11 protein-coding genes and 3 rRNA genes are annotated in these 20,276 nt (G+C 61.2%); all 14 read right to left on the reverse strand.

The annotated features are described in order from the left end of the window. Window positions 1-5: 5 nt before the first annotated feature. A complete protein-coding gene (locus tag P8192_RS09225; RefSeq protein WP_278156461.1) occupies window positions 6-1,685 on the reverse strand; it encodes a CTP synthase in 1,680 nt (559 codons plus the stop codon). Between the two features lie 21 nt (window positions 1,686-1,706). Beyond that, window positions 1,707-3,431 (reverse strand): DNA repair protein RecN, encoded by a 1,725-nt coding sequence (gene recN, locus P8192_RS09230; RefSeq protein ID WP_278156463.1) that lies wholly within the window; start codon window positions 3,429-3,431, stop codon window positions 1,707-1,709. Further along, window positions 3,424-4,608, reverse strand: a complete 1,185-nt coding sequence (locus tag P8192_RS09235; protein WP_431521104.1) for an NAD kinase — start codon at window positions 4,606-4,608, stop codon at window positions 3,424-3,426. Before P8192_RS09235 ends, recN begins: the two co-directional genes overlap by 8 nt. Before the next feature lie 66 nt (window positions 4,609-4,674). Next, complete coding sequence (locus P8192_RS09240) at window positions 4,675-5,481, reverse strand: TlyA family RNA methyltransferase (RefSeq protein ID WP_278156465.1); 807 nt, start codon at window positions 5,479-5,481, stop codon at window positions 4,675-4,677. Further along, window positions 5,478-5,642, reverse strand: coding sequence for a hypothetical protein (locus tag P8192_RS09245; RefSeq protein ID WP_270104964.1), 165 nt, complete (start codon window positions 5,640-5,642; stop codon window positions 5,478-5,480). Before P8192_RS09245 ends, P8192_RS09240 begins: the two co-directional genes overlap by 4 nt. Continuing rightward, entirely contained in the window at window positions 5,635-6,477 is an 843-nt protein-coding gene (locus P8192_RS09250) for an HAD-IIA family hydrolase (protein WP_278156468.1), read from the reverse strand. The genes P8192_RS09245 and P8192_RS09250 overlap by 8 nt, the downstream gene beginning before the upstream one ends. Then, window positions 6,477-7,505 carry a hypothetical protein gene (locus P8192_RS09255; protein ID WP_278156470.1) on the reverse strand — a complete coding sequence of 343 codons (1,029 nt, stop codon included), beginning with the start codon at window positions 7,503-7,505 and terminating at the stop codon, window positions 6,477-6,479. Before P8192_RS09255 ends, P8192_RS09250 begins: the two co-directional genes overlap by 1 nt. A gap of 181 nt (window positions 7,506-7,686) precedes the next feature. Further along, a 5S ribosomal RNA gene (rrf, locus tag P8192_RS09260) occupies window positions 7,687-7,803 on the reverse strand. 161 nt (window positions 7,804-7,964) lie between these two features. Further along, window positions 7,965-11,073: ribosomal RNA gene (locus P8192_RS09265) — 23S ribosomal RNA — on the reverse strand. 584 nt (window positions 11,074-11,657) lie between these two features. Then, window positions 11,658-13,187: ribosomal RNA gene (locus P8192_RS09270) — 16S ribosomal RNA — on the reverse strand. Together the 16S, 23S and 5S rRNA genes form the textbook arrangement of a ribosomal RNA operon. A gap of 529 nt (window positions 13,188-13,716) precedes the next feature. Further along, on the reverse strand, window positions 13,717-15,039 hold the full coding sequence (tyrS, locus tag P8192_RS09275) for a tyrosine--tRNA ligase (RefSeq protein WP_278156472.1): 1,323 nt from the start codon (window positions 15,037-15,039) through the stop codon (window positions 13,717-13,719). 59 nt (window positions 15,040-15,098) lie between these two features. Then, a complete protein-coding gene (locus P8192_RS09280) occupies window positions 15,099-17,396 on the reverse strand; it encodes a HelD family protein (RefSeq protein WP_278156474.1) in 2,298 nt (765 codons plus the stop codon). A gap of 112 nt (window positions 17,397-17,508) precedes the next feature. Further along, on the reverse strand, window positions 17,509-18,972 hold the full coding sequence (gene argH / locus P8192_RS09285; protein WP_278156476.1) for an argininosuccinate lyase: 1,464 nt from the start codon (window positions 18,970-18,972) through the stop codon (window positions 17,509-17,511). Between the two features lie 53 nt (window positions 18,973-19,025). Beyond that, window positions 19,026-20,270, reverse strand: coding sequence for an argininosuccinate synthase (locus P8192_RS09290; RefSeq protein WP_278156478.1), 1,245 nt, complete (start codon window positions 20,268-20,270; stop codon window positions 19,026-19,028). Between the last annotated feature and the right edge of the window lie 6 nt (window positions 20,271-20,276).

Consider the following 20,276-nt stretch of genomic DNA (forward strand, 5'->3'; position numbering starts at 1 on the left):
CGAGATCACTGTGTGGCGCGGGCCCGCTGGTAGTCCAGTCCGGCTCGGATCAGTCCGGCGAACAGCGGGTGTGCGGTGGTCGGACGGGATTTGAATTCGGGGTGTGCCTGAGTCGAGACGTAGTAGGGGTGCGTCTCGGTGGGCAGCTCCACGAACTCCACCAGGTTGCCGTCCGGCGAGGTACCGGAGATGCGCAGCCCGGCCTCCTCCAGGCGCTGACGGTAGGTGTTATTGACTTCGTAGCGATGGCGATGGCGTTCAGTGACCTCGGTGGCTCCGTAGGCCTGCGCCACCACGGAACCGTCTGCGAGGGTGGCCGGGTAGGAGCCCAGGCGCATGGTGCCGCCCAGGTTACCCGCACCCTCAACGAACTGTTCCTGCTCGGCCATGGTGGCGATCACCGGGTCGGAGGATTCGGGATCGAACTCGGTGGAGGAGGCGCCTTCGATGCCCAGCACGTTGCGGGCGTATTCAATCACCATCGACTGCAGTCCCAGGCACAGTCCCAGTGTGGGAATGCCGTGGGTGCGTGCGTGGCGCAGGGCGCCGATCTTACCGTCCAGGCCGCGCACACCGAATCCGCCGGGTACGCAGATCGCGTCCACGCCGGTCAGTGCTTGTACGGCACCTTCTTCGGTGGCGCAATCATCGGCCGGCACCCAGCGAAGGGTCACACGCGCATCGTGGGCGAAACCACCAGCGCGCAGCGCCTCGGTGACCGACAGGTACGCGTCGGGCAGGTCAATGTACTTGCCCACCAGTGCAACTTCCAAGGAGTGCTCCGGGTGGTGCACGGCGTCGAGCACGGTATCCCAACGGGTCCAGTCCACGTCCTTGAACTTCAGGTCCAGGGACTGCACCACGTAGGCGTCTAGAGACTGTTCGTGGATGATGCGCGGGATGTCGTAAATGGAGGGGGCATCGGCACAGTTGATGACGGCATCCAGGTCGACGTCGCACATCCGACCGATCTTGTCACGCACGTCGCCGGGCACCGGACGATCCGAGCGGATCACGATGGCGTCCGGCTGGATACCGATCGAGCGCAACGCGGCCACCGAGTGTTGGGTGGGCTTGGTTTTCAGCTCGTGGGATGGGCCGATGTAGGGCACCAGCGAGACGTGGATGAAGAACACGTTGTTGCGGCCCAGGTCCTGGCGTACCTGGCGGGCGGCCTCGAGGAATGGCTGGGATTCGATATCGCCGACGGTGCCGCCGATCTCGGTGATGATGACATCCGGTGCGCTCTCGCCCTCGGCGGGCAGGCGCATCCGGCGCTTGATCTCATCGGTGATATGCGGGATGACCTGGACGGTGTCGCCGAGGTAATCCCCACGGCGTTCCTTGTCGATCACCGTGGAGTAAATCTGACCGGTGGTGACGTTGTTGAGCCCATCGAGGTTCTCGTCGAGAAACCGTTCGTAGTGGCCGATGTCGAGGTCGGTTTCTGCCCCGTCTTCGGTCACGAAGACTTCCCCGTGTTGGAACGGGTTCATGGTGCCGGGGTCGACGTTAAGATAGGGGTCGAGCTTCTGCATGGTCACGCTGAGGCCGCGTGCGCGAAGCAGGTTACCGAGAGAGGACGCAGTCAGCCCCTTACCCAGGGACGAAGCGACACCCCCCGTGACGAAAATCTGACGGGTAGCAATGGACTGATCCGGGGTGCGCGAGTGTCTTTGAACCACGGACTTTCACTCTACACCCGATTAGGCCCTTGTGAGTAGCTCGCGGGCGTGTTCGCGGGCAGAATCCGAGTCGGCGTGTCCGGCGAGCATGCGCGCCAGCTCGCTGACGCGGTCCTCGCCTTCCAGCACGGTGACGTCGGAGGTGGTGAATCCGGCGTCCACATCGGCGTCCTTGACCACCCTGAGGTGCCGGTCCGCGAAGGCCGCGACCTGAGGTAGATGGGTGACGACGATGACCTGAACGTGCTGCGCCAGCCGGGCTAGGCGTTCTCCGATCTGCACGGCTGCCTCACCGCCGACGCCGGCGTCGACCTCATCGAAAACGAAGGTCGGCACCGGGTCCGTGGCAGCCAGCACCACCTCTAACGCCAGCATGACGCGGGAAAGCTCACCACCGGAGGCGCCCTTGCCCAGGGGCCGCGGGTCTGATCCGGGGTGGGGCTGCAGCAGCAAAGCGACCTCGTCGGCCCCGTGTGGCCCCGGCTCGGCGGCCGGCTCCACCTGCACGTGGAAGCTCGCTGAGGGCATAGACAGCGCCCGCAACTCCGTGGTGACCTGTTCGGACAGCTGTTCACCGGCGGCGCGGCGCAGCTCGCTCACTTTCGCCGCTTGCTCGGTAACCTCGCTGGCCAGCCGCTCCACATCCTCGGCCAGTTCATCCAGTCGGTCGGTATCGCTGTGAAGCTCATCCAGGCGCGGGCGGTGTGTTTCCGCATAGGCGATGACATCGGAAATTTCCGGGCCGTAGAGCCGCATGAGCCGAGTCAGTTCCGCTAACCGGGCTTGGGCGGCGTCCAGCTCGGCGGGACCTTCCTCATCCAGTCCGGTGGCGTAGCTGGCCAGCTCCGCGGAAATGTCTGCCAACACAATACCGGCCTCGCCCAACCGCTGGGCGGCCTGGGTGAGCATCTCATCGTCGGGGCCTTGCAGTAGGGCCTGACGGGCCGCCTCCACCAGGGCCTCGGCCGAGGGGGCGTCTAGGTCATCGTCGGAGCCAGACAGCCCGGTGCGGGCGGTCAGTGCGGAGCCGCGCAGTTCCTCGACGTTCTCGAGGCGCTGGATCCGCTGCCGCACCTCTTCGTCTTCCCCGCGCGTCAGTTCCGCTTGATCGATTTCCTCCAGCGCCCGCTGCAGGGCGTCGGCTTCACGAGCCCGGTCCTGCTGGTTCTCGGAGATCTCGGCCAGCAATGTCTGCGCTTCGCGCCACTGCCGATACAGGTCGGTGTATTCCTGAAGGGCACCGGCCAGCTCGGACCCGCCGAAGGAGTCAAGGGCGTGCCGTTGAGCCGCTGTGGAACGTAACCGCAACTGGTCGGTTTGTCCGTGCACCGCCACGGCTTGCGCACCGAGCTCACCGAGTAACGCCACCGGGACCCCACGGCCACCAGCGGTGGCCCGCGAACGGGTGGATCCCGCACTCTCGGTCATGCTGCGGGTAATCACCACGGAAGCTTGTCCCTGATCGCCGGTACCCGCGTCACGGTCGACGACGCCGCCAGCCTCTTCGGTGGCGTCCAACGCCGGATGGTCAGCCCGTAGCGCCAGGCCTGCTTCTACACTGGCCCGGTCCGCGCCCCGACGGATGGCCCCGGCATCGGCGCGGGCACCCAAGAGAAGGTTCAGGGCGGTCACCACCATGGTCTTACCGGCACCGGTTTCACCGGTCACCACCGTGAAACCGGGGTCGAATTCGACGTGCGCCTGACCAATCACGCCAAGAGAGGAGATCGACAGGTACTCAAGCATTCTCTTCGTCCTTTCGCGCTTCCGCCCGGAGCAGCTGTTCCCGAGTCACCAGGGGCACCTGTTCGTCGGCCTTACTGAGCACGGGCAGGGCGGCGGTCGGCGGTGGCACCACACCCGGGCGTGGGGCCAGGTGATGCGGTTCGACCACATGCACGCCCCGAGAATCCGCCATATGCTCTTCCCAGGCTTCGGCCTCCGCTCGCGCCAGATCACGAGCGGCCATCTCGGCCCGGTCGGCGTCGGAGACGTTGCCGCGCCACCCCTGCGTGGGCAGATCGAACTTGCGCACCAACCGCTCCGAGAACGGGGTGGCAGTCAGCCGTGCCAACCGCACCGGCTTGGTGGACCGGGTGACTTCCACCCGCGCACCCAAAGGCAATTCCACGGTGCGACGCCCATCGCACCACAGCACCCCAGACTCATTGGTGCGCTGTAACACGTCAACGCTGATCACCGATTCCGGTGACACCACCAGCGGTCGCGAGAACAGCGCGTGCGCAGACAAGGGCACCATCAGTAACGCCTGTACTTCGGGCCACACCACGGGGCCGCCGGCTGAGAACGCGTAAGCGGTGGACCCGGTGGGGGTGGCCAGCACGACCCCATCACAGCCATAGGTGGAGATCGGTCCGCCGTCAATGGCGATCACGACCTCCAGCATGCGCTCCCGGTTAGTCTTCTCGATCGAGGCCTCGTTCAGCGCCCAGGTGTGTGCCACCAGATCCGAACCCGAGAACACCTTCACGTCCACGGTGAGGCGTTCCTCCACCCGGTAGTTCTCGTCGACGACGGCCTGAACGGTCCGGGCAAGATCGGTCCGCTCGGACTCGGCCAAAAAGCCTACGTGTCCTAGGTTCACGGCCAGTAGTGGCAGGGACGATTCGCGCACTAGCTCGGCGGCACGCAGCACCGACCCGTCACCACCGAGCACCACGCCCAGAGAGATCTCGGCCAGCGTAGTATCGCGTCCCAGCACCTCGACGTCGACCATCTCGTGCTGGACCGCGCCCGAAGCCACAGCCTCGCGCGCAGCGTTGGCGTCACGTTCGAGCATCACCGGAGTCAGGCCGGCTTCCACCAGCATCGAGGACGTTTGTAACGCGGCTCGCATCGCATCTTCGCGACCGGTGTGGGCCAGTACCAGTATGCGACGGCGCATCATCGTTCCTCTCGTCATCGGTCCGTGAACTCGGGCTAGATCCTGCTGTCCCAGGGTATCCCGATCGGCTGGGCCTGCCGAATGCTATTCCCCCGCGTCCGCCCAGTCGATGTTCTGTGCGTGCAACCACGCCTCTGTGGAGGAGCCGTCACCAGCGCTATTCTGACGCAGGTGCAGGAAGAATTCGACGTTGCCGTCCTGGCCGGGAACAGTGGAGCGCGCCGCGGCAACGGGTAGCAAACCGACGTTCCGGGCGGCCTGAATCACGCCGCGCACTGCCCCCTGACGAGCAGCCGGATCCGTGACGACGCCGGTGCGCGGCAGGGCCCTACGTCCCACCTCGAACTGTGGTTTGATCATCAGCACCAGGTCCGCATCGCCGCGACACATCCCGGCTAAGGGCTCCACGACCAGCTGTAGCGAGATGAAGGACAAATCCGAGACCACCAGGTCTACAGGCCCGCCCACGCTATCCGGGGTGATGTCCCGGATGTTGAGTCCTTCGTAGACGTCGACGCGCTCATCATTCCGAAGCGAATCGACCAGCTGGTCGTGCCCGACGTCGACGGCGAGCACCCGCTGCGCGCCGCGGCGCAGCAGCACGTCGGTAAATCCGCCGGTGGAAGCGCCGGCATCCAGGCAGCGAAGCCCGGCCGGGTCGATCTCGGAGAAAACGTCGAGTGCGCCGGCGAGTTTGCGGCCGGCCCGCGAGACGTAGCGTGGCTGGTTATCGGTCAACTCGATGCGGGCGCCATCGGCAACTTTAAGGGAGGGCTTCGACGCCGTCGTTCCGTGTATCGTCACGACGCCGGAGGTGATCAGGTCCGTTGCCTCGCTCCGGGAGCGCGCCAGACCCCGCTCGACCAGAACGCGGTCCAGACGCTGCGTCACGAGGACGATCCCGTTCCGGGCAGGGTGTCCTGTTCATTCATCATCGCGGTGAGCTCGTCCAAGACCGACCGATAGGTTTCGAGTTCGTCAGCGGGACGCATGTCCTCAGAACCGGCGAGACGTTGCACGATTTTTTCTGCACGCTGCTGGTATTCATTCATGGGTTCTTGCCTCATCCAGCAGGTCGGTAAGGCTCGGAACGATATGGGTCGGGGTCCTCAGCTCATCGACTTCAGATGCGTCAGTTCTCTGGTGGATGCCGGTCAACACCAAGGCCGTGTCGAAACCCGCGCGATTGCCGCCCTCAATATCAGTATCAAGTCGGTCCCCCACGACAAGTGGACGCGTCATCCCCCACCGGCGCGCAGCCAGCTCGAACATGACCGGTTCAGGTTTTCCTGCGCTGAGATCGGGACGCCGCCCACAAGCGGTTGCTACTGCGTTGACCAAGGATCCATTGCCCGGCGCACGGCCTTCGGCACGAGGAATCGTGAGGTCCAGGTTCGTGGCGATCCACACCGCTCCGTTTTGGATGGCATAACTGGCTTGCGCCAGAGTGTGCCACCCCAGGGACGGGTCAAAGCCCTGGATCACCGCTGCTGGTCTCGTGCACGCGTCAGCTGTCACTGCGTAGCCGGCTTCGGACACCAAGGTGGCGAGGTGCTCGGATCCCGCGACGAGCACTGCCGGTCCTCCCCCGGCTGACTCCCCCTGGGGTGGCACCTCTTGACGTAGTAATTCGACGCCGGCGCTGGCCGAGCCGAACACCTGGTCATTGTCAGACACCATCACACCCAGCGCGCGCAGATGTCCCGCCACCTGTGCCGGCGACCGGGAAGCATTGTTCGTAACGAATGCGACCGGCACGCCAGCGCTGATCAGTACGTTCAGGACGTCGACGGCACCGGGAATGGCGCCGTTACCTGCGTATACGACTCCGTCGAGGTCGCAGAGCAGTCCGTCGTAGCCGCCGAAGAACGTGCTGGTGGCGCTCATCAATTCTCCTGGGACTCCTGTGTCTCCGGTTTTGCGTCCCGGTCCGCTCCACGACCGCGTGCCGGAGGAATGATGTCATGTGCTCTGGGATGATCGCGGTTTGGTTCACCGTCAAAGTCAACGATCTCCGGCTCGGCAAAGAATCCTTGACCAAGCGCTTCCTCGGCCGCCAACGCGAGGCGGCGCCACCGACCGCTTTCATCTCCCCGACCGCTGGCCTCCAGTGCATCGGCGTAACTGGAGAACAATGACGGGCTATACGAGAAAGCCTTCTTGGGGTTAAGTTCAGGGATCTCCAGGGCAGAAACCGCAGCAGCATAGTTGCCCAAGTCGTCATGAATTCCGGACACCACGAGTGCCAGATCGACGCGCCCGGCTGCAGACAACTGAGTGAGATCGGCTTCGCTTGCAGATTCCAGCGCCTTTTCGGGACGTCCCAGTGCACGCTCACAGTCGACAATCGCAGCCAAGTGCTGCTGGTCGCCTGTAATTCGGCGATAGGTGCGGAATTCCCGCAGCGCCTCGGCATAGTCTCCGGCCGCATAAGCAGTCAGTGCAACCGCTTCGCGGACACATCCGATACGGCCACCACGACGCGAGGCAGCCAAGGCGTGTTCAAAAGCCAACTGCGGATCGACCTGGAGAAGCCGTCCAGCCATCACGAGATGTTTAGCCACCCAAGGCTGGTTTTTCTCGTCGAGGGAACCAATCTCCCTCAGTACGGGACGGTCGAGCTCCTTGCCCGTAACATCTTCGTCGATGTCCGGAGAGCGACCACGATCTGAACGATTCGCGCTGCGCAGGTCACGAGGGTTAAGTACCTTCTCCCGAGGAGCCTCGTCGCGCCGCCAGGCCTGCTTTCCATCGCCGTGGTTTCGAGCGGAATCGCCGGAACGGTTCTTATTGAAAGGACGCTTACCGCCACGCTGATCTTGGCCACGTTTGAATGATGACCGCTGACCTTGGCCTGCACGTGCGGATCCCTGTCGACCACCCTGCGAGCGGCCGGAACCTGATCGGTTCTCCATTAAAGGAACATCCTCTCCTTGGACTCGGGTGTGTAAACAGTTACACCCATGAACTTCAATCTAGAATACCCGAGCACCGCAGTTGCGCTCGGGCCTCTGGAGAGCACAGATAGTGCTTAACTGCTTAAATGGGTGGGGCCCAGTACAACACCGTACTGGGCCCACACCACTCAAAAAGAATGTCCGGCGGCGACCTACTCTCCCACACGCTCCCGCATGCAGTACCATCGGCGCAATGAGTCTTAGCTTCCGGGTTCGGAATGGGACCGGGCGTTTCCCCCACGCTATGACCGCCGTAACTCTACCAACCACACCCCACAACGGGGCGGGTAAAACCAAGGCATGCTACAAACACACACTACACTCTATCCAATTATCAACACACAAACCCAACGGGCTGGTGTTCACATAACCATACAGTGGACGCAAACAACGCTTGTTACCTACAAGTGAAAAATTGTGATTAAGTCTTCGGTCTATTAGTACTGGTCAGCTCCACACGTCTTTAGTCCGCGCTTCCACACCCAGCCTATCAACCCAGTCATCTACTGGGAACCTCACACAACAAGTTGTAAGGAGAACTCATCTCGAAGCCGGCTTCCCGCTTAGATGCTTTCAGCGGTTATCCATCCCGAACGTAGCCAATCAGCCATGCACCTGGCGGTACAACTGACATACCAGAGGTTCGTCCGTCCCGGTCCTCTCGTACTAAGGACAGATCTTCTCAATTCTCCAACGCGCGCAGAGGATAGGGACCGAACTGTCTCACGACGTTCTGAACCCAGCTCGCGTACCGCTTTAATGGGCGAACAGCCCAACCCTTGGGACCTACTCCAGCCCCAGGATGCGACGAGCCGACATCGAGGTGCCAAACCATGCCGTCGATATGGACTCTTGGGCAAGATCAGCCTGTTATCCCCGAGGTACCTTTTATCCGTTGAGCGACGGCCGTTCCACAACGAGCCGCCGGATCACTAGTCCCGACTTTCGTCCCTGCTCGAGCTGTCACTCTCACAGTCAAGCTCCCTTGTGCACTTACACTCAACACCTGATTGCCAACCAGGCTGAGGGAACCTTTGGGCGCCTCCGTTACCATTTAGGAGGCAACCGCCCCAGTTAAACTACCCATCAGGCACTGTCCCTGACCCGGATCACGGGCCGAAGTTAGATGTTCACTATGACCAGAGTGGTATTTCAACGATGACTCCACCCCCACTAGCGTGAGGGCTTCACAGTCTCCCACCTATCCTACACAAGCCATACCGAACACCAATACCAAACTATAGTAAAGGTCTCGGGGTCTTTCCGTCCTTCTGCGCGTAACGAGCATCTTTACTCGTAATGCAATTTCGCCGAGTTCACGGTTGAGACAGCGGGGAAGTCGTTACTCCATTCGTGCAGGTCGGAACTTACCCGACAAGGAATTTCGCTACCTTAGGATGGTTATAGTTACCACCGCCGTTTACTGGGGCTTAAATTCTCCGCTTCGCCACACAAGTGCAGCTAACAGGTCCTCTTAACCTTCCAGCACCGGGCAGGAGTCAGTCCATATACATCGTCTTACGACTTCGCATGGACCTGTGTTTTTGATAAACAGTCGCTTCCCCCTGGTCTCTGCGGCCCTGACCCGCTCCACCCAGCAAGTAGGTGTCACGGTTGGGGCCCCCCTTCTCCCGAAGTTACGGGGGCATTTTGCCGAGTTCCTTAACCATGATTCTCTCGATCGCCTTAGTATTCTCTACCTGACTACCTGTGTCGGTTTAGGGTACGGGCAGTGTCAACCTCACGCCGATGCTTTTCTAGGCAGCATAGGATCACCAGATCTCCCACATCGTGGGAGCCCATCAAGTCTCAGGCACACGCCCAGCGGATTTACCAACCAGACACCCTACACTCTTAGACCGGGACGATTCCATTGCCCGGCCTGGCTACCTTCCTGCGTCACACCTGTTAATACGTTTGCCTCCCCAGTTCAGGTCCCACGCTCCCCTGCCACGTCACCCCGAAGGGTGATCTAGGCAGGTTCGGGTGGTTAGTATCACCAGATCAGCATGGACGGTTTACCACCGGTACGGGAATATCAACCCGTTGTCCATCGACTACGCCTGTCGGCCTCGCCTTAGGTCCCGACTTACCCAGGGCAGATTAGCTTGACCCTGGAACCCTTAGTCATCCGGCGGACGGGTTTCTCACCCGTCTTTCGCTACTCATGCCTGCATTCTCACTCGTGCACATTCCACCACTAGTTCACACTGCGGCTTCACCACGTACACGACGCTCCCCTACCCAACAAACCAAACGGTTCATTGTCACGGTTTCGGCGGTGTGCTTGAGCCCCGCTACATTGTCGGCGCGGAATCACTTGACCAGTGAGCTATTACGCACTCTTTCAAGGGTGGCTGCTTCTAAGCCAACCTCCTGGTTGTCTCAGCAACTCCACATCCTTTCCCACTTAGCACACGCTTAGGGGCCTTAACCGATGATCTGGGCTGTTTCCCTCTCGACTATGAAGCTTATCCCCCACAGTCTCACTGCCGCGCTCTCACTTACCTGGCATTCGGAGTTTGGTTGACGTCAGTAACCTTGTAGGGCCCATCAGCCATCCAGTAGCTCTACCTCCAGGAAGAAACACGCGACGCTGCACCTAAATGCATTTCGGGGAGAACCAGCTATCACGGAGTTTGATTAGCCTTTCACCCCTACCCACAGCTCATCCCCTCAGTTTTCAACCTAAGTGGGTTCGGTCCTCCACGTGCTCTTACACACGCTTCAACCTGGCCATGGGTAGATCACTCCGCTTCGGGTCCAGAACACGCGACTCAAACGCCCTATTCAGACTCGCTTTCGCTACGGCTACCCCACACGGGTTAACCTTGCCACGTATCACTGACTCGCAGGCTCATTCTTCAAAAGGCACGCCATCACCCAGACACAAGATCCAGGCCCTGACGGATTGTAAGCACATGGTTTCAGGTACTATTTCACTCCCCTCCCGGGGTACTTTTCACCATTCCCTCACGGTACTGATTCACTATCGGTCAGTAGGAAGTATTTAGGCTTACCAGGTGGTCCTGGCAGATTCACACGGGATTTCTCGGGCCCCGTGATACTCGGGAAACACACCAGCAGCGCAACGCAGACCAACTACGGGACTTCCACCCTCTACGGTCAGGCAACCAAACCTGTTCGTCTCAACGCGCACCAACTGCAACAGGCCGGCAGACCCATCACGCATGCTCCCACAACCCCTGAAACGCAACCCCTGCCGGGTATCACACGCTCCAGGTTTAGCCTCATCCGCTTTCGCTCGCCACTACTCACGGAATCACTGTTGTTTTCTCTTCCTGCAGGTACTGAGATGTTTCACTTCCCTGCGTTCCCTCCAACTGGTCTATGTGTTCAACCAGCGGTCACACGAACACGCGAACGCGTCGTGCGGGGTTTCCCCATTCGGACATCCTGGTATCAACGCTCGGTTATCAACTCCACCAGGCTTATCGCAGATTCCCACGTCCTTCATCGGCTCCTACTGCCAAGGCATCCACCATGTGCTCTTAACAACTTAGCCACAAAACACTAAGCCATCATCATAAATAATGAGCTAAAAACAACCACACACCACACACAACCAAACCACCCCAAAAAGAGGCCGGCCAGCCATGATGATGATGCGGTCATCACACAGATAACAAACAAATACTCTCGACTAACACACACCACTCAACGCAGCATGTGTCACAAAAATAAGATGCTCGCGTCCACTATATAGTTACCTAAACAACAACCCACACACACCAACCAACCCACCAAAACCAGCAGGCCAGCCCATGCGACAGGCAAAACTAGAACAACCATCGTCCCAGCAAAACAACTTTGCCAGTCCTGTTATCCCAGGACCCAATAGTGCACCAAAGAAACCCACCTAACACCACGACCAACAACCCACGGCCTCCACACCCGACACTCAAAAAGCATCAGTAGTACTACCAGGATCGCCAGCCATGCACTTAGCACGGCACAAAGAATGTTGATGTTCCACCCATGAGCAGTCACTGCCACCACACACTCGGCGATGAAACAGGACAACACCCCAACACCACCAGGCCACCACCAAGGCGACCCAGCAAAAACGTGTTGAAGAAAGCTCCTTAGAAAGGAGGTGATCCAGCCGCACCTTCCGGTACGGCTACCTTGTTACGACTTAGTCCCAATCGCCAGTCCCACCTTCGACGGCTCCCCCCACAAGGGTTAGGCCACCGGCTTCGGGTGTTACCAACTTTCGTGACTTGACGGGCGGTGTGTACAAGGCCCGGGAACGTATTCACCGCAGCGTTGCTGATCTGCGATTACTAGCGACTCCGACTTCATGGGGTCGAGTTGCAGACCCCAATCCGAACTGAGACCGGCTTTTTGGGATTAGCTCAACCTCACAGTATCGCAACCCATTGTACCGGCCATTGTAGCATGCGTGAAGCCCAAGACATAAGGGGCATGATGATTTGACGTCGTCCCCACCTTCCTCCGAGTTGACCCCGGCAGTCTCCCATGAGTCCCCGGCATAACCCGCTGGCAACATGGAACGAGGGTTGCGCTCGTTGCGGGACTTAACCCAACATCTCACGACACGAGCTGACGACAACCATGCACCACCTGTGAACCAGCCCAAAAGGGAAACCATATCTCTATGGCGATCTGGCACATGTCAAGCCTTGGTAAGGTTCTTCGCGTTGCATCGAATTAATCCGCATGCTCCGCCGCTTGTGCGGGCCCCCGTCAATTCCTTTGAGTTTTAGCCTTGCGGCCGTACTCCCCAGGCGGGGCACTTAATGCGTTAGCTACGGCGCGGAAAACGTGGAATGTCCCCCACACCTAGTGCCCAACGTTTACGGCATGGACTACCAGGGTATCTAATCCTGTTCGCTCCCCATGCTTTCGCTCCTCAGCGTCAGTAACAGCCCAGAGACCTGCCTTCGCCATCGGTGTTCCTCCTGATATCTGCGCATTTCACCGCTACACCAGGAATTCCAGTCTCCCCTACTGCACTCTAGTCTGCCCGTACCCACTGCAGACCCGGAGTTAAGCCCCGGGCTTTCACAGCAGACGCGACAAACCGCCTACGAGCTCTTTACGCCCAATAATTCCGGATAACGCTCGCGCCCTACGTATTACCGCGGCTGCTGGCACGTAGTTAGCCGGCGCTTCTTCTGCAGGTACCGTCACCCCGAAAGGCTTCTTCCCTACTGAAAGAGGTTTACAACCCGAAGGCCGTCATCCCTCACGCGGCGTCGCTGCATCAGGCTTGCGCCCATTGTGCAATATTCCCCACTGCTGCCTCCCGTAGGAGTCTGGGCCGTGTCTCAGTCCCAGTGTGGCCGGTCACCCTCTCAGGCCGGCTACCCGTCGTCGCCTTGGTGAGCCATTACCTCACCAACAAGCTGATAGGCCGCGAGTCCATCCAAGACCGATAAATCTTTCCACCTTCCACCATGCGGTGAAAGGTCATATCCAGTATTAGACCCAGTTTCCCGGGCTTATCCCAGAGTCAAGGGAAGGTTACTCACGTGATACTCACCCGTTCGCCACTAATCCAACCCCTGCAAGCAGGAGTCTTCATCGTTCGACTTGCATGTGTTAAGCACGCCGCCAGCGTTCATCCTGAGCCAGGATCAAACTCTCCGTAAAAAAATACAAAAAGAAAAAGGAAACGCACCAGCCGGAAAAACCAGCACGCCCCAAAATCCCAGCAAAAACTCCCCTGAGAGCGACGAGGCACCCCAGGAGAAGTAATTACCAATAAATAAAATTGGCATCAACAAACTTGGCACACTATTGAGTTCTCAAACAACAGGAGCTTTGCAACTTTCACGACCCGTTATTTCGGTCGGTTTCCGTTACCAGCGATTTTCAACTCTATTTCCTCTTTGTTCACCTTGTCAAATCGGCTTTTCGCCGTAGTTCTTGGTGAAGTGGAGGTGAGCGACGGATTTCAACTCTAGCAGATAATCTGCCGTAGTTGTCAACCTGTTTCTCGGAGTTGGTCACGGGCACTTTTCCGGGCTGTTCGCCCCGTGCTGCCTTGCGACATAGAAGACTATACACACGATTCTGAGGAGGAACAAAATCGGCGGATTTCTGCGGTTCTGATTTCTCAGATCCGCGGAAATCCGCCGATTTTCTGCTGTCAGCGCGCCCGATGACCACACAATGTGATTCAGACCTCAGATTCGAGGCTCACCATAGCCATATTCTTCTTGCCACGGCGCACCAGAAGATGCCGACCATGAAGAGCCTGGTTGGAACCGAAGCTTTGAGCTTCGTCGGTGATCTTGACGTTGTTCACGTAGGCGCCGCCATCTTTGACGGTCCGCCGTGCCTCGGATTTGGATCCGACCAGTTCCGACTTCACCAACAGATCAATGATCGAGTGATCGTCGGTAGCAGGAAGAACGACGTGATTCAGTTCGGTGCCCACCGCGGTCAAAGTATCTTCGTCAATTCCTTCGAGCTCTCCCCCACCGAATATCGCGGCCGAAGCATCGATGACTTTCTGGGTTTGCTCCTCCCCGTGCACCAGGGACGTGACTTCCCACGCTAGTCGGCGCTGCGCTTCACGGCGGAAGGGTTCGGTCTCCACTTTCTGCTGGTACTCCGCGATTTCATCGCGAGTCAGGAAAGTGAACACTTTGAGGCGGTCTGCCACATCGGCATCGGCGGTGTTGAGCCAGAACTGGTAGAACGTGTAGGGCGAGCACATCTCGGGGTTCAGCCAGATGGCGTTGCCCTCAGACTTACCGAACTTGGTACCGTCCGCATTGGTGATCAGCGGGGTACCAATGGCGTGCACATGCTGACCTTCGACCTTGCGCACCAACTCGGTACCGGAGGTGAGGTTGCCCCACTGGTCCGAGCCACCGGTCTGCAGCACGCAGTCGTAATCGCGGTGCAGGTTCAGGTAATCCAGTCCCTGCAGGATTTGGTAGGAGAATTCGGTGTAGGAGATTCCCTCTTCCGAGTTCAGACGCTTCGCTACGATCTCTTTTTTGATCATGGTGCCCACTCGGAAGTGCTTACCAATGTCGCGCAGGAAATCCAATGCGGACAGGCCACCGGTCCAGTCCAGGTTGTTGACCATCCGCGCGGCATTGTCCCCATCGAAGGAGAGGTAATTGCTGACCTGGTTGCCGAGAGATTCGACCCACTCGGACACGACTTCCTTGGTGTTCAGGACGCGCTCGGAGGTCTGACGAGGATCACCGATGAGTCCGGTGGATCCGCCCACCAGGCCCAGGGGCTTGTGGCCGGCCAACTGTAGGCGTCGCAACAGCAGCAACTGCACGAGGTGACCCAGGTGCAGGGACGCTGCGGTGGGATCGAAACCACAGTAATAGGTGATCGGATCGCCGGCCAGAGCTTCTTCCAGCGTGGCCTCATCAGTGGAGACGTGGACCAGGCCGCGCCACTTCAGTTCCTGCCAAATATTGGGGAACGAGGGATCATTAGCCTGCCGGGACAGGACGGGCGATGCAGTACTCACGTTGTGGAATCTATCAGGACTCGTTGCGGACGCGGGTTCGCTGGTCGGTGTGTTGCGTCTCAGTCTTCTTCGATGACCACCGCGCGCAGCCCGCGCGGTAGCTCTGCCGGCGGACAGCTGGCCAACACTCGGAGGGTCTGGGTGGCGCGGGTCATGGCGACGTAGAGGTCACCGATAACCCCGTCGGCGTCGTCGATCATCTCGTGGGGTTCCACCAGAATCACGGCGTCGTATTCCAACCCCTTGGCCTGATGTGCGGTGACCAGGGCGACGTCACGATCGGCGCGTGCCATCCCGCCGGTCCAGAGACGCTCGGGCATGACGGCGGCGAGCTTCTCATGGATGGCTGCGTAGCTAGCGGTGGAGGCGATGACACCAATGAGTCCCCCTGGCGACAGGGCACCATCGGTCTGAATGCCCTCGACGACGGCCTCGGCCAAATCCGGTGCGGCAATGGTGCGCACCACGGGATCGTGCTCACCGGCACGGAGAGCTTCCGGGGTGGCGATGGTCATCCCGGCGCCGCGAGCGACGTCGGTGGCCAGAGAAGTGATCTTCTCCGGGGTGCGATAGTTCACGGTCAGCTCGTTGAGGGTGTATCGCTCGCCCACGAACGGGGCAAGGATCTGCCCCCAGGAGGAGTTGTTGGCGGCCGATGAGGCCTGGGCCATGTCACCGACGATGGTGAAGGACCGCATCGGGCAGCGGCGCATCAGCAGTCGCCACTGCATGGGTGAGAGTTCCTGGGCTTCGTCCACCACGACGTGGCCGAAGGTCCAGGTGCGATCGCTGCGGGCCCGTTCGGCCGCGGAACGGCGCTCAGGAGTGACCGCCTGCGCGTCGGCCACGGTCTCGGCATCCAGGCTGCCACCGACCCCGATGTCTTCCAGCACCTGCTGGACGTTGTCCAGGGCGGCGCGGGCGTTTTCGACGTCGCGCTCGCGCTGGCGCTTCTCGGCACCGGCCTGGGCGGCGCGGGCGACATCGTACTCGCCGAGTAATTCGGCGGCCTCATCGAGCAGGGGCACATCGGATTCGGTCATGGGTGCGTCCGGGTCACGCAGCAGCAGCTGACGCTCGTCGTCGCTGAGCTGTGGGGCTAGCCGAGCGAGAAACTCCGGCTTGGAGAACAGGTCCGAGACCAGTTTTTCCGGCGTCATGGGCATCCAGCACAGGTTGAGCAGGATCCGGACCTCACGGGACTGGCGAACCTCTTCCAACAGGTAGGAGCGGTCGGCTTGGTTTTTGCCGCCGGAGCCGTCCTGGAGGATCTCTTCCATTTGCTCGGCGAGCTTCTTCACCATGATCTTCACGAAGGTGGCGCGGGCCTGGTTATGCGGTTTTCCGGTGGCGCGAGCTTTGTCGCGGGCGCGGCGGATCTGGCCGGGACGCACCGTGAGCGTGGTTCCCTCGACCGTGACACGACGCTTGGCGGCGATGAGACGCTGACGATCGGCCACGGCGTCGGCAATCACCTCCGCCATATCGAGCCGCCCCTTGATCGCGGCGGCCCGCCGGGAGGTTTCGGGGACAGCGTCGATGCCCGGCATTAACCGAGCCAGAGAGCTCATCACTACGCCGGTCTCGCCCAAGGAGGGCAGCACCTGATCGATGTAGTTCATGAACGCTTGGGAGGGACCCACCAGTAGCACGCCGGCCGAGGCGAGGCGCTCCCGGTGGGTGTAGAGCAGGTAGGCCGCCCGGTGCAGGGCAACAGCAGTTTTGCCGGTACCGGGGCCGCCCTGAACCACGTGGACTCCAGGCAGGTCGGCGCGGATGATGGCGTCCTGTTCGGACTGGATGGTCGCGACGATGTCGCCCATCTGGCCGGTGCGTCGGGCGGTGACGGCGGAGAGCAGTGCGGCCGAGACGGTGGAGTATGAGTCGGCGTCGGTCTCGGAGAGGACATCGTCTTCGAGCCCTACCACGCTGCGCCCGCTCATCAACAGGTGACGACGACGGCGTACCGACTGTCGCTGGAACGCGGTGGCCTGGTAGAACGATGCTGCTTCTGGAGCACGCCAGTCCACGAGGAGGCGCTGCTGTTCCTCATCGGTGAGCCCGATGCGCCCGACGTAGCGGGTCTGGTCGTCGTCGAGATCAAGTCGACCAAAAGCGAGTCGGTCTTCCACGGCGGAGAGCTGGGCGAGCCGGTCTTCATACAGGGTGGCGAAGGCGTCACGTTCGGACTGGTTCTGCAGGGAGCCCTGCAACCCGGAGCGGCGGACCTGGGAGAGTTGCATTCGCTTCTCATCGCGCAACTGGTCCAGGCGCACATAGAGCGTGGCCACATAGTCCTGCTCCGCGGCCAGCTCGGCCTGATAACGATCGCGAACTGCCGAATCGGCCCCAGTCATACTCGAATCATCCCGTCCCGAAGTGTTACAACGAGCACCTATCCTACCGGTTGCCCGGTGAATGGAGGGTGTCGCCAGAGTGAACCGGGCGGTGAGGCTGGCCTGATGAGACTCAGCGGTCCAGCACTCCCGAGGGGTTCGAGGCGGCGAAATCGCGCACCGGAGCCAGCTGGCGCTGCAGTTCTTCCAGCTGCGCGGCGACGGCGTCGGGCCCGGTGCCACCCTGGGAGCTGCGCGAGCGCAGGGATCCTTCAGTGGTCAGCACGGTGCGCACGTCGGGGGTGAGGTGTTCGGAGACGCCGGCGTACTCCTCGTCGGTGAGGTCCCAGAGTTCCACGCCGCGGGATTCGGCTAGCTTCACGGCTTCGCCCGAGAGTTCGTGGGCCACACGGAAGGGCACGCCCTGCCGGACCAGCCATTCGGCGATGTCGGTGGCCAACGCGAAGCCCTGCGGTGCCAGTTCGGCCATTTTCTCGGTGTTGAAGCGCAGCGTAGCGATCATCCCAGAGACGGCCGGTAGCAACAACTCCAGGGTGTCAGCGGCGTCGAAAACCGGTTCCTTGTCTTCCTGCAGGTCGCGGTTGTAGGCCAACGGCAGCCCCTTGAGGGTGGCGAGCAGCCCGGTGAGGTCGCCGATGAGGCGTCCAGATTTGCCGCGGGCCAGCTCGGCGACGTCGGGATTCTTTTTCTGCGGCATGATCGAGGAGCCGGTGGAGAAGGCGTCATCGAGGGTGACGAAGGAGGCTTCCTTGGTGGCCCAGAAGATGACTTCCTCGCTGATGCGCGACAGGTTGACGCCGATCATGGCGGAAATCCAGGCGAATTCGGCGAAGACATCGCGGGCGGCGGTGCCGTCGATCGAGTTCCAGGCTGCGGAATCGAAGCCCAGCTCGGCGGCGACGGCGTTCGGGTCCAGTCCCAGCGAGGATCCGGCCAGAGCGCCGGAGCCATAAGGAGACACCGCGGCGCGGGCGTCGAAGTCGATGAAGCGCTGCACATCACGCAGCATGGCCCAGGCGTGGGCGAGTAGATGGTGGCTCAACAGCACCGGTTGGGCGTGCTGCAGGTGGGTGCGGCCCGGCATCGGCGCATAGGGGTGCGCTTCCGCCTGCGCGATGAGCGCGTCAATGGTGTCGAGCACACCGACCGAGATCAGTCGGGCGTGGTCGCGCAGGAACATCCGGCCCAGCGTGGCGATCTGGTCATTCCGGGAGCGGCCGGCGCGCAACTTGCCGCCGAGGTCCACCCCTGCGCGTTCTATGAGGCCGCGCTCCAGGGAGCCGTGGACATCCTCGTCGGATTCAGCAGCGACGTAGTCACCGGAGACGACATCGGCTTCGAGGCGGTCCAGGGCCTCGATCATCCCGGTCAGCTCGTCATCGGTGAGTAGGCCTGAGCGATGCAACACGCGAGCGTGGGCGCGGGAGCCGGCGATGTCGTAACGGGCCAGGCGCCAGTCAAAATCGGTGGACTTGCTGAGCGCGGCCAGGGCATCGGCGGGCCCACCGGCGAAACGGCCTCCCCACAGGGATCCCTCGTTGGTGCCATGGCGGTCCGGCTGCGTGGATGCGGTCATCGTCTCAGTATCCTTCGAGCTGTGGGGTGGTGATGAGTCGGGGCGGGTGACGGTCAGACGTCGTTGCTGAGGCGGGCGACGTCGTCGAGCGAGGCCTGACCTTCGACGCGTTGGTCACGTTCGGTAGCGGTCTTGGCGGACAGGCCGAAGATGTCGATAAACCCGCGCGCCGAGGACTGGTCGAACGAGTCGCCGGTGTCATAGGTGGCCAGGTTGAAATCGTACAGCCCGGTCTCGGAGCGCCGGCCCTGCACGGTGGCGCGGCCGGCATGGAGTTCCATGCGGATCTCACCGTTGACGTAGCGCTGGGTCTCGTCGATGAAGACGTCAAGACTCTGTTTCAGCGGGGAGAACCACTGGCCGTCATAGACCAACTCGGTCCAGCGTTGGTCGACCGTCTTCTTGAACCGGGCCTGCTCGCGTTCCAGGGTGACGCGCTCAAGTTCCTGGTGGGCGGCCATCAGCGCCATCGCGCCGGGAGCTTCGTATATTTCGCGGGACTTGATGCCCACTAGTCGGTCCTCGACGATGTCGATGCGACCGATGCCTTGGGCGCCGGCGCGGCGGTTCATCTCCTCGATGATCTGCAGCGCGGAGAGCTCTCGACCGTCGAGTGCCACCGGCACGCCCTGGGCGAAAGTCACGGTCACTACATCCGGTGCCGGCGGGAAGGCCGGATCATCGGTGTAGGAGTAAACGTCCTTGGTCGGGCCATTCCAGATGTCCTCGAGGAATCCGGTTTCGACCGCCCGGCCCCATACATTCTGGTCGATGGAGAACGGGTTCTTCTTCGTCGTCTCGATCGGCAGGTTGTTGCGCTCGGCGTAATCAATCGCTTTGTCACGGGTGAGGGCGAGGTCGCGGACCGGGGCAATGCACTTCAGGTCCGGGCCCAGGGTCTGGATGCCGACCTCGAAGCGCACCTGATCGTTGCCCTTGCCGGTGCAGCCGTGGGCCACGGTGGAGGCGCCGAATTGCCGGGCAGCGGCCACCAGGTGACGGACGATCACCGGGCGGGAAATCGCGGAGACGAGCGGGTACGCATCCATGTAGTACGCATTGGCCTTCAGGGTGGGCCAGCAGTACTGCTCGGCGAATTCGTCGCGGGCATCGGCAACGTATGCTTCCACCGCACCGCAGTCCAAGGCGCGTTGACGCACGGTCTCCAGGGACTCTCCGCCCTGTCCGACGTCAACCGCCACGGCGATGACCTCGGCACCGGTGGCTTCAGCGATCCAGCCGATGGCCACCGAGGTGTCAAGACCGCCGGAATAGGCCAGTACGATGCGTTCCTTCATGCGTCC

The sequence above is a fragment of the Citricoccus muralis genome, from assembly GCF_029637705.1.
Classification (GTDB): domain Bacteria; phylum Actinomycetota; class Actinomycetes; order Actinomycetales; family Micrococcaceae; genus CmP2.

Bases quoted from the DNA above. Each gene is read 5' to 3' on its own strand.
- argH (WP_278156476.1), bottom strand. From the start codon at position 18,972: ATGACCGCATCCACGCAGCCGGACCGCCATGGCACCAACGAGGGATCC.
- P8192_RS09235 (WP_431521104.1), bottom strand. From the start codon at position 4,608: ATGACGAGAGGAACGATGATGCGCCGTCGCATACTGGTACTGGCCCAC.
- P8192_RS09250 (WP_278156468.1), bottom strand. From the start codon at position 6,477: ATGAGCGCCACCAGCACGTTCTTCGGCGGCTACGACGGACTGCTCTGC.
- P8192_RS09245 (WP_270104964.1), bottom strand. From the start codon at position 5,642: ATGAATGAATACCAGCAGCGTGCAGAAAAAATCGTGCAACGTCTCGCC.
- P8192_RS09280 (WP_278156474.1), bottom strand. From the start codon at position 17,396: ATGACTGGGGCCGATTCGGCAGTTCGCGATCGTTATCAGGCCGAGCTG.
- P8192_RS09255 (WP_278156470.1), bottom strand. From the start codon at position 7,505: ATGGAGAACCGATCAGGTTCCGGCCGCTCGCAGGGTGGTCGACAGGGA.
- recN (WP_278156463.1), bottom strand. From the start codon at position 3,431: ATGCTTGAGTACCTGTCGATCTCCTCTCTTGGCGTGATTGGTCAGGCG.
- P8192_RS09290 (WP_278156478.1), bottom strand. From the start codon at position 20,270: ATGAAGGAACGCATCGTACTGGCCTATTCCGGCGGTCTTGACACCTCG.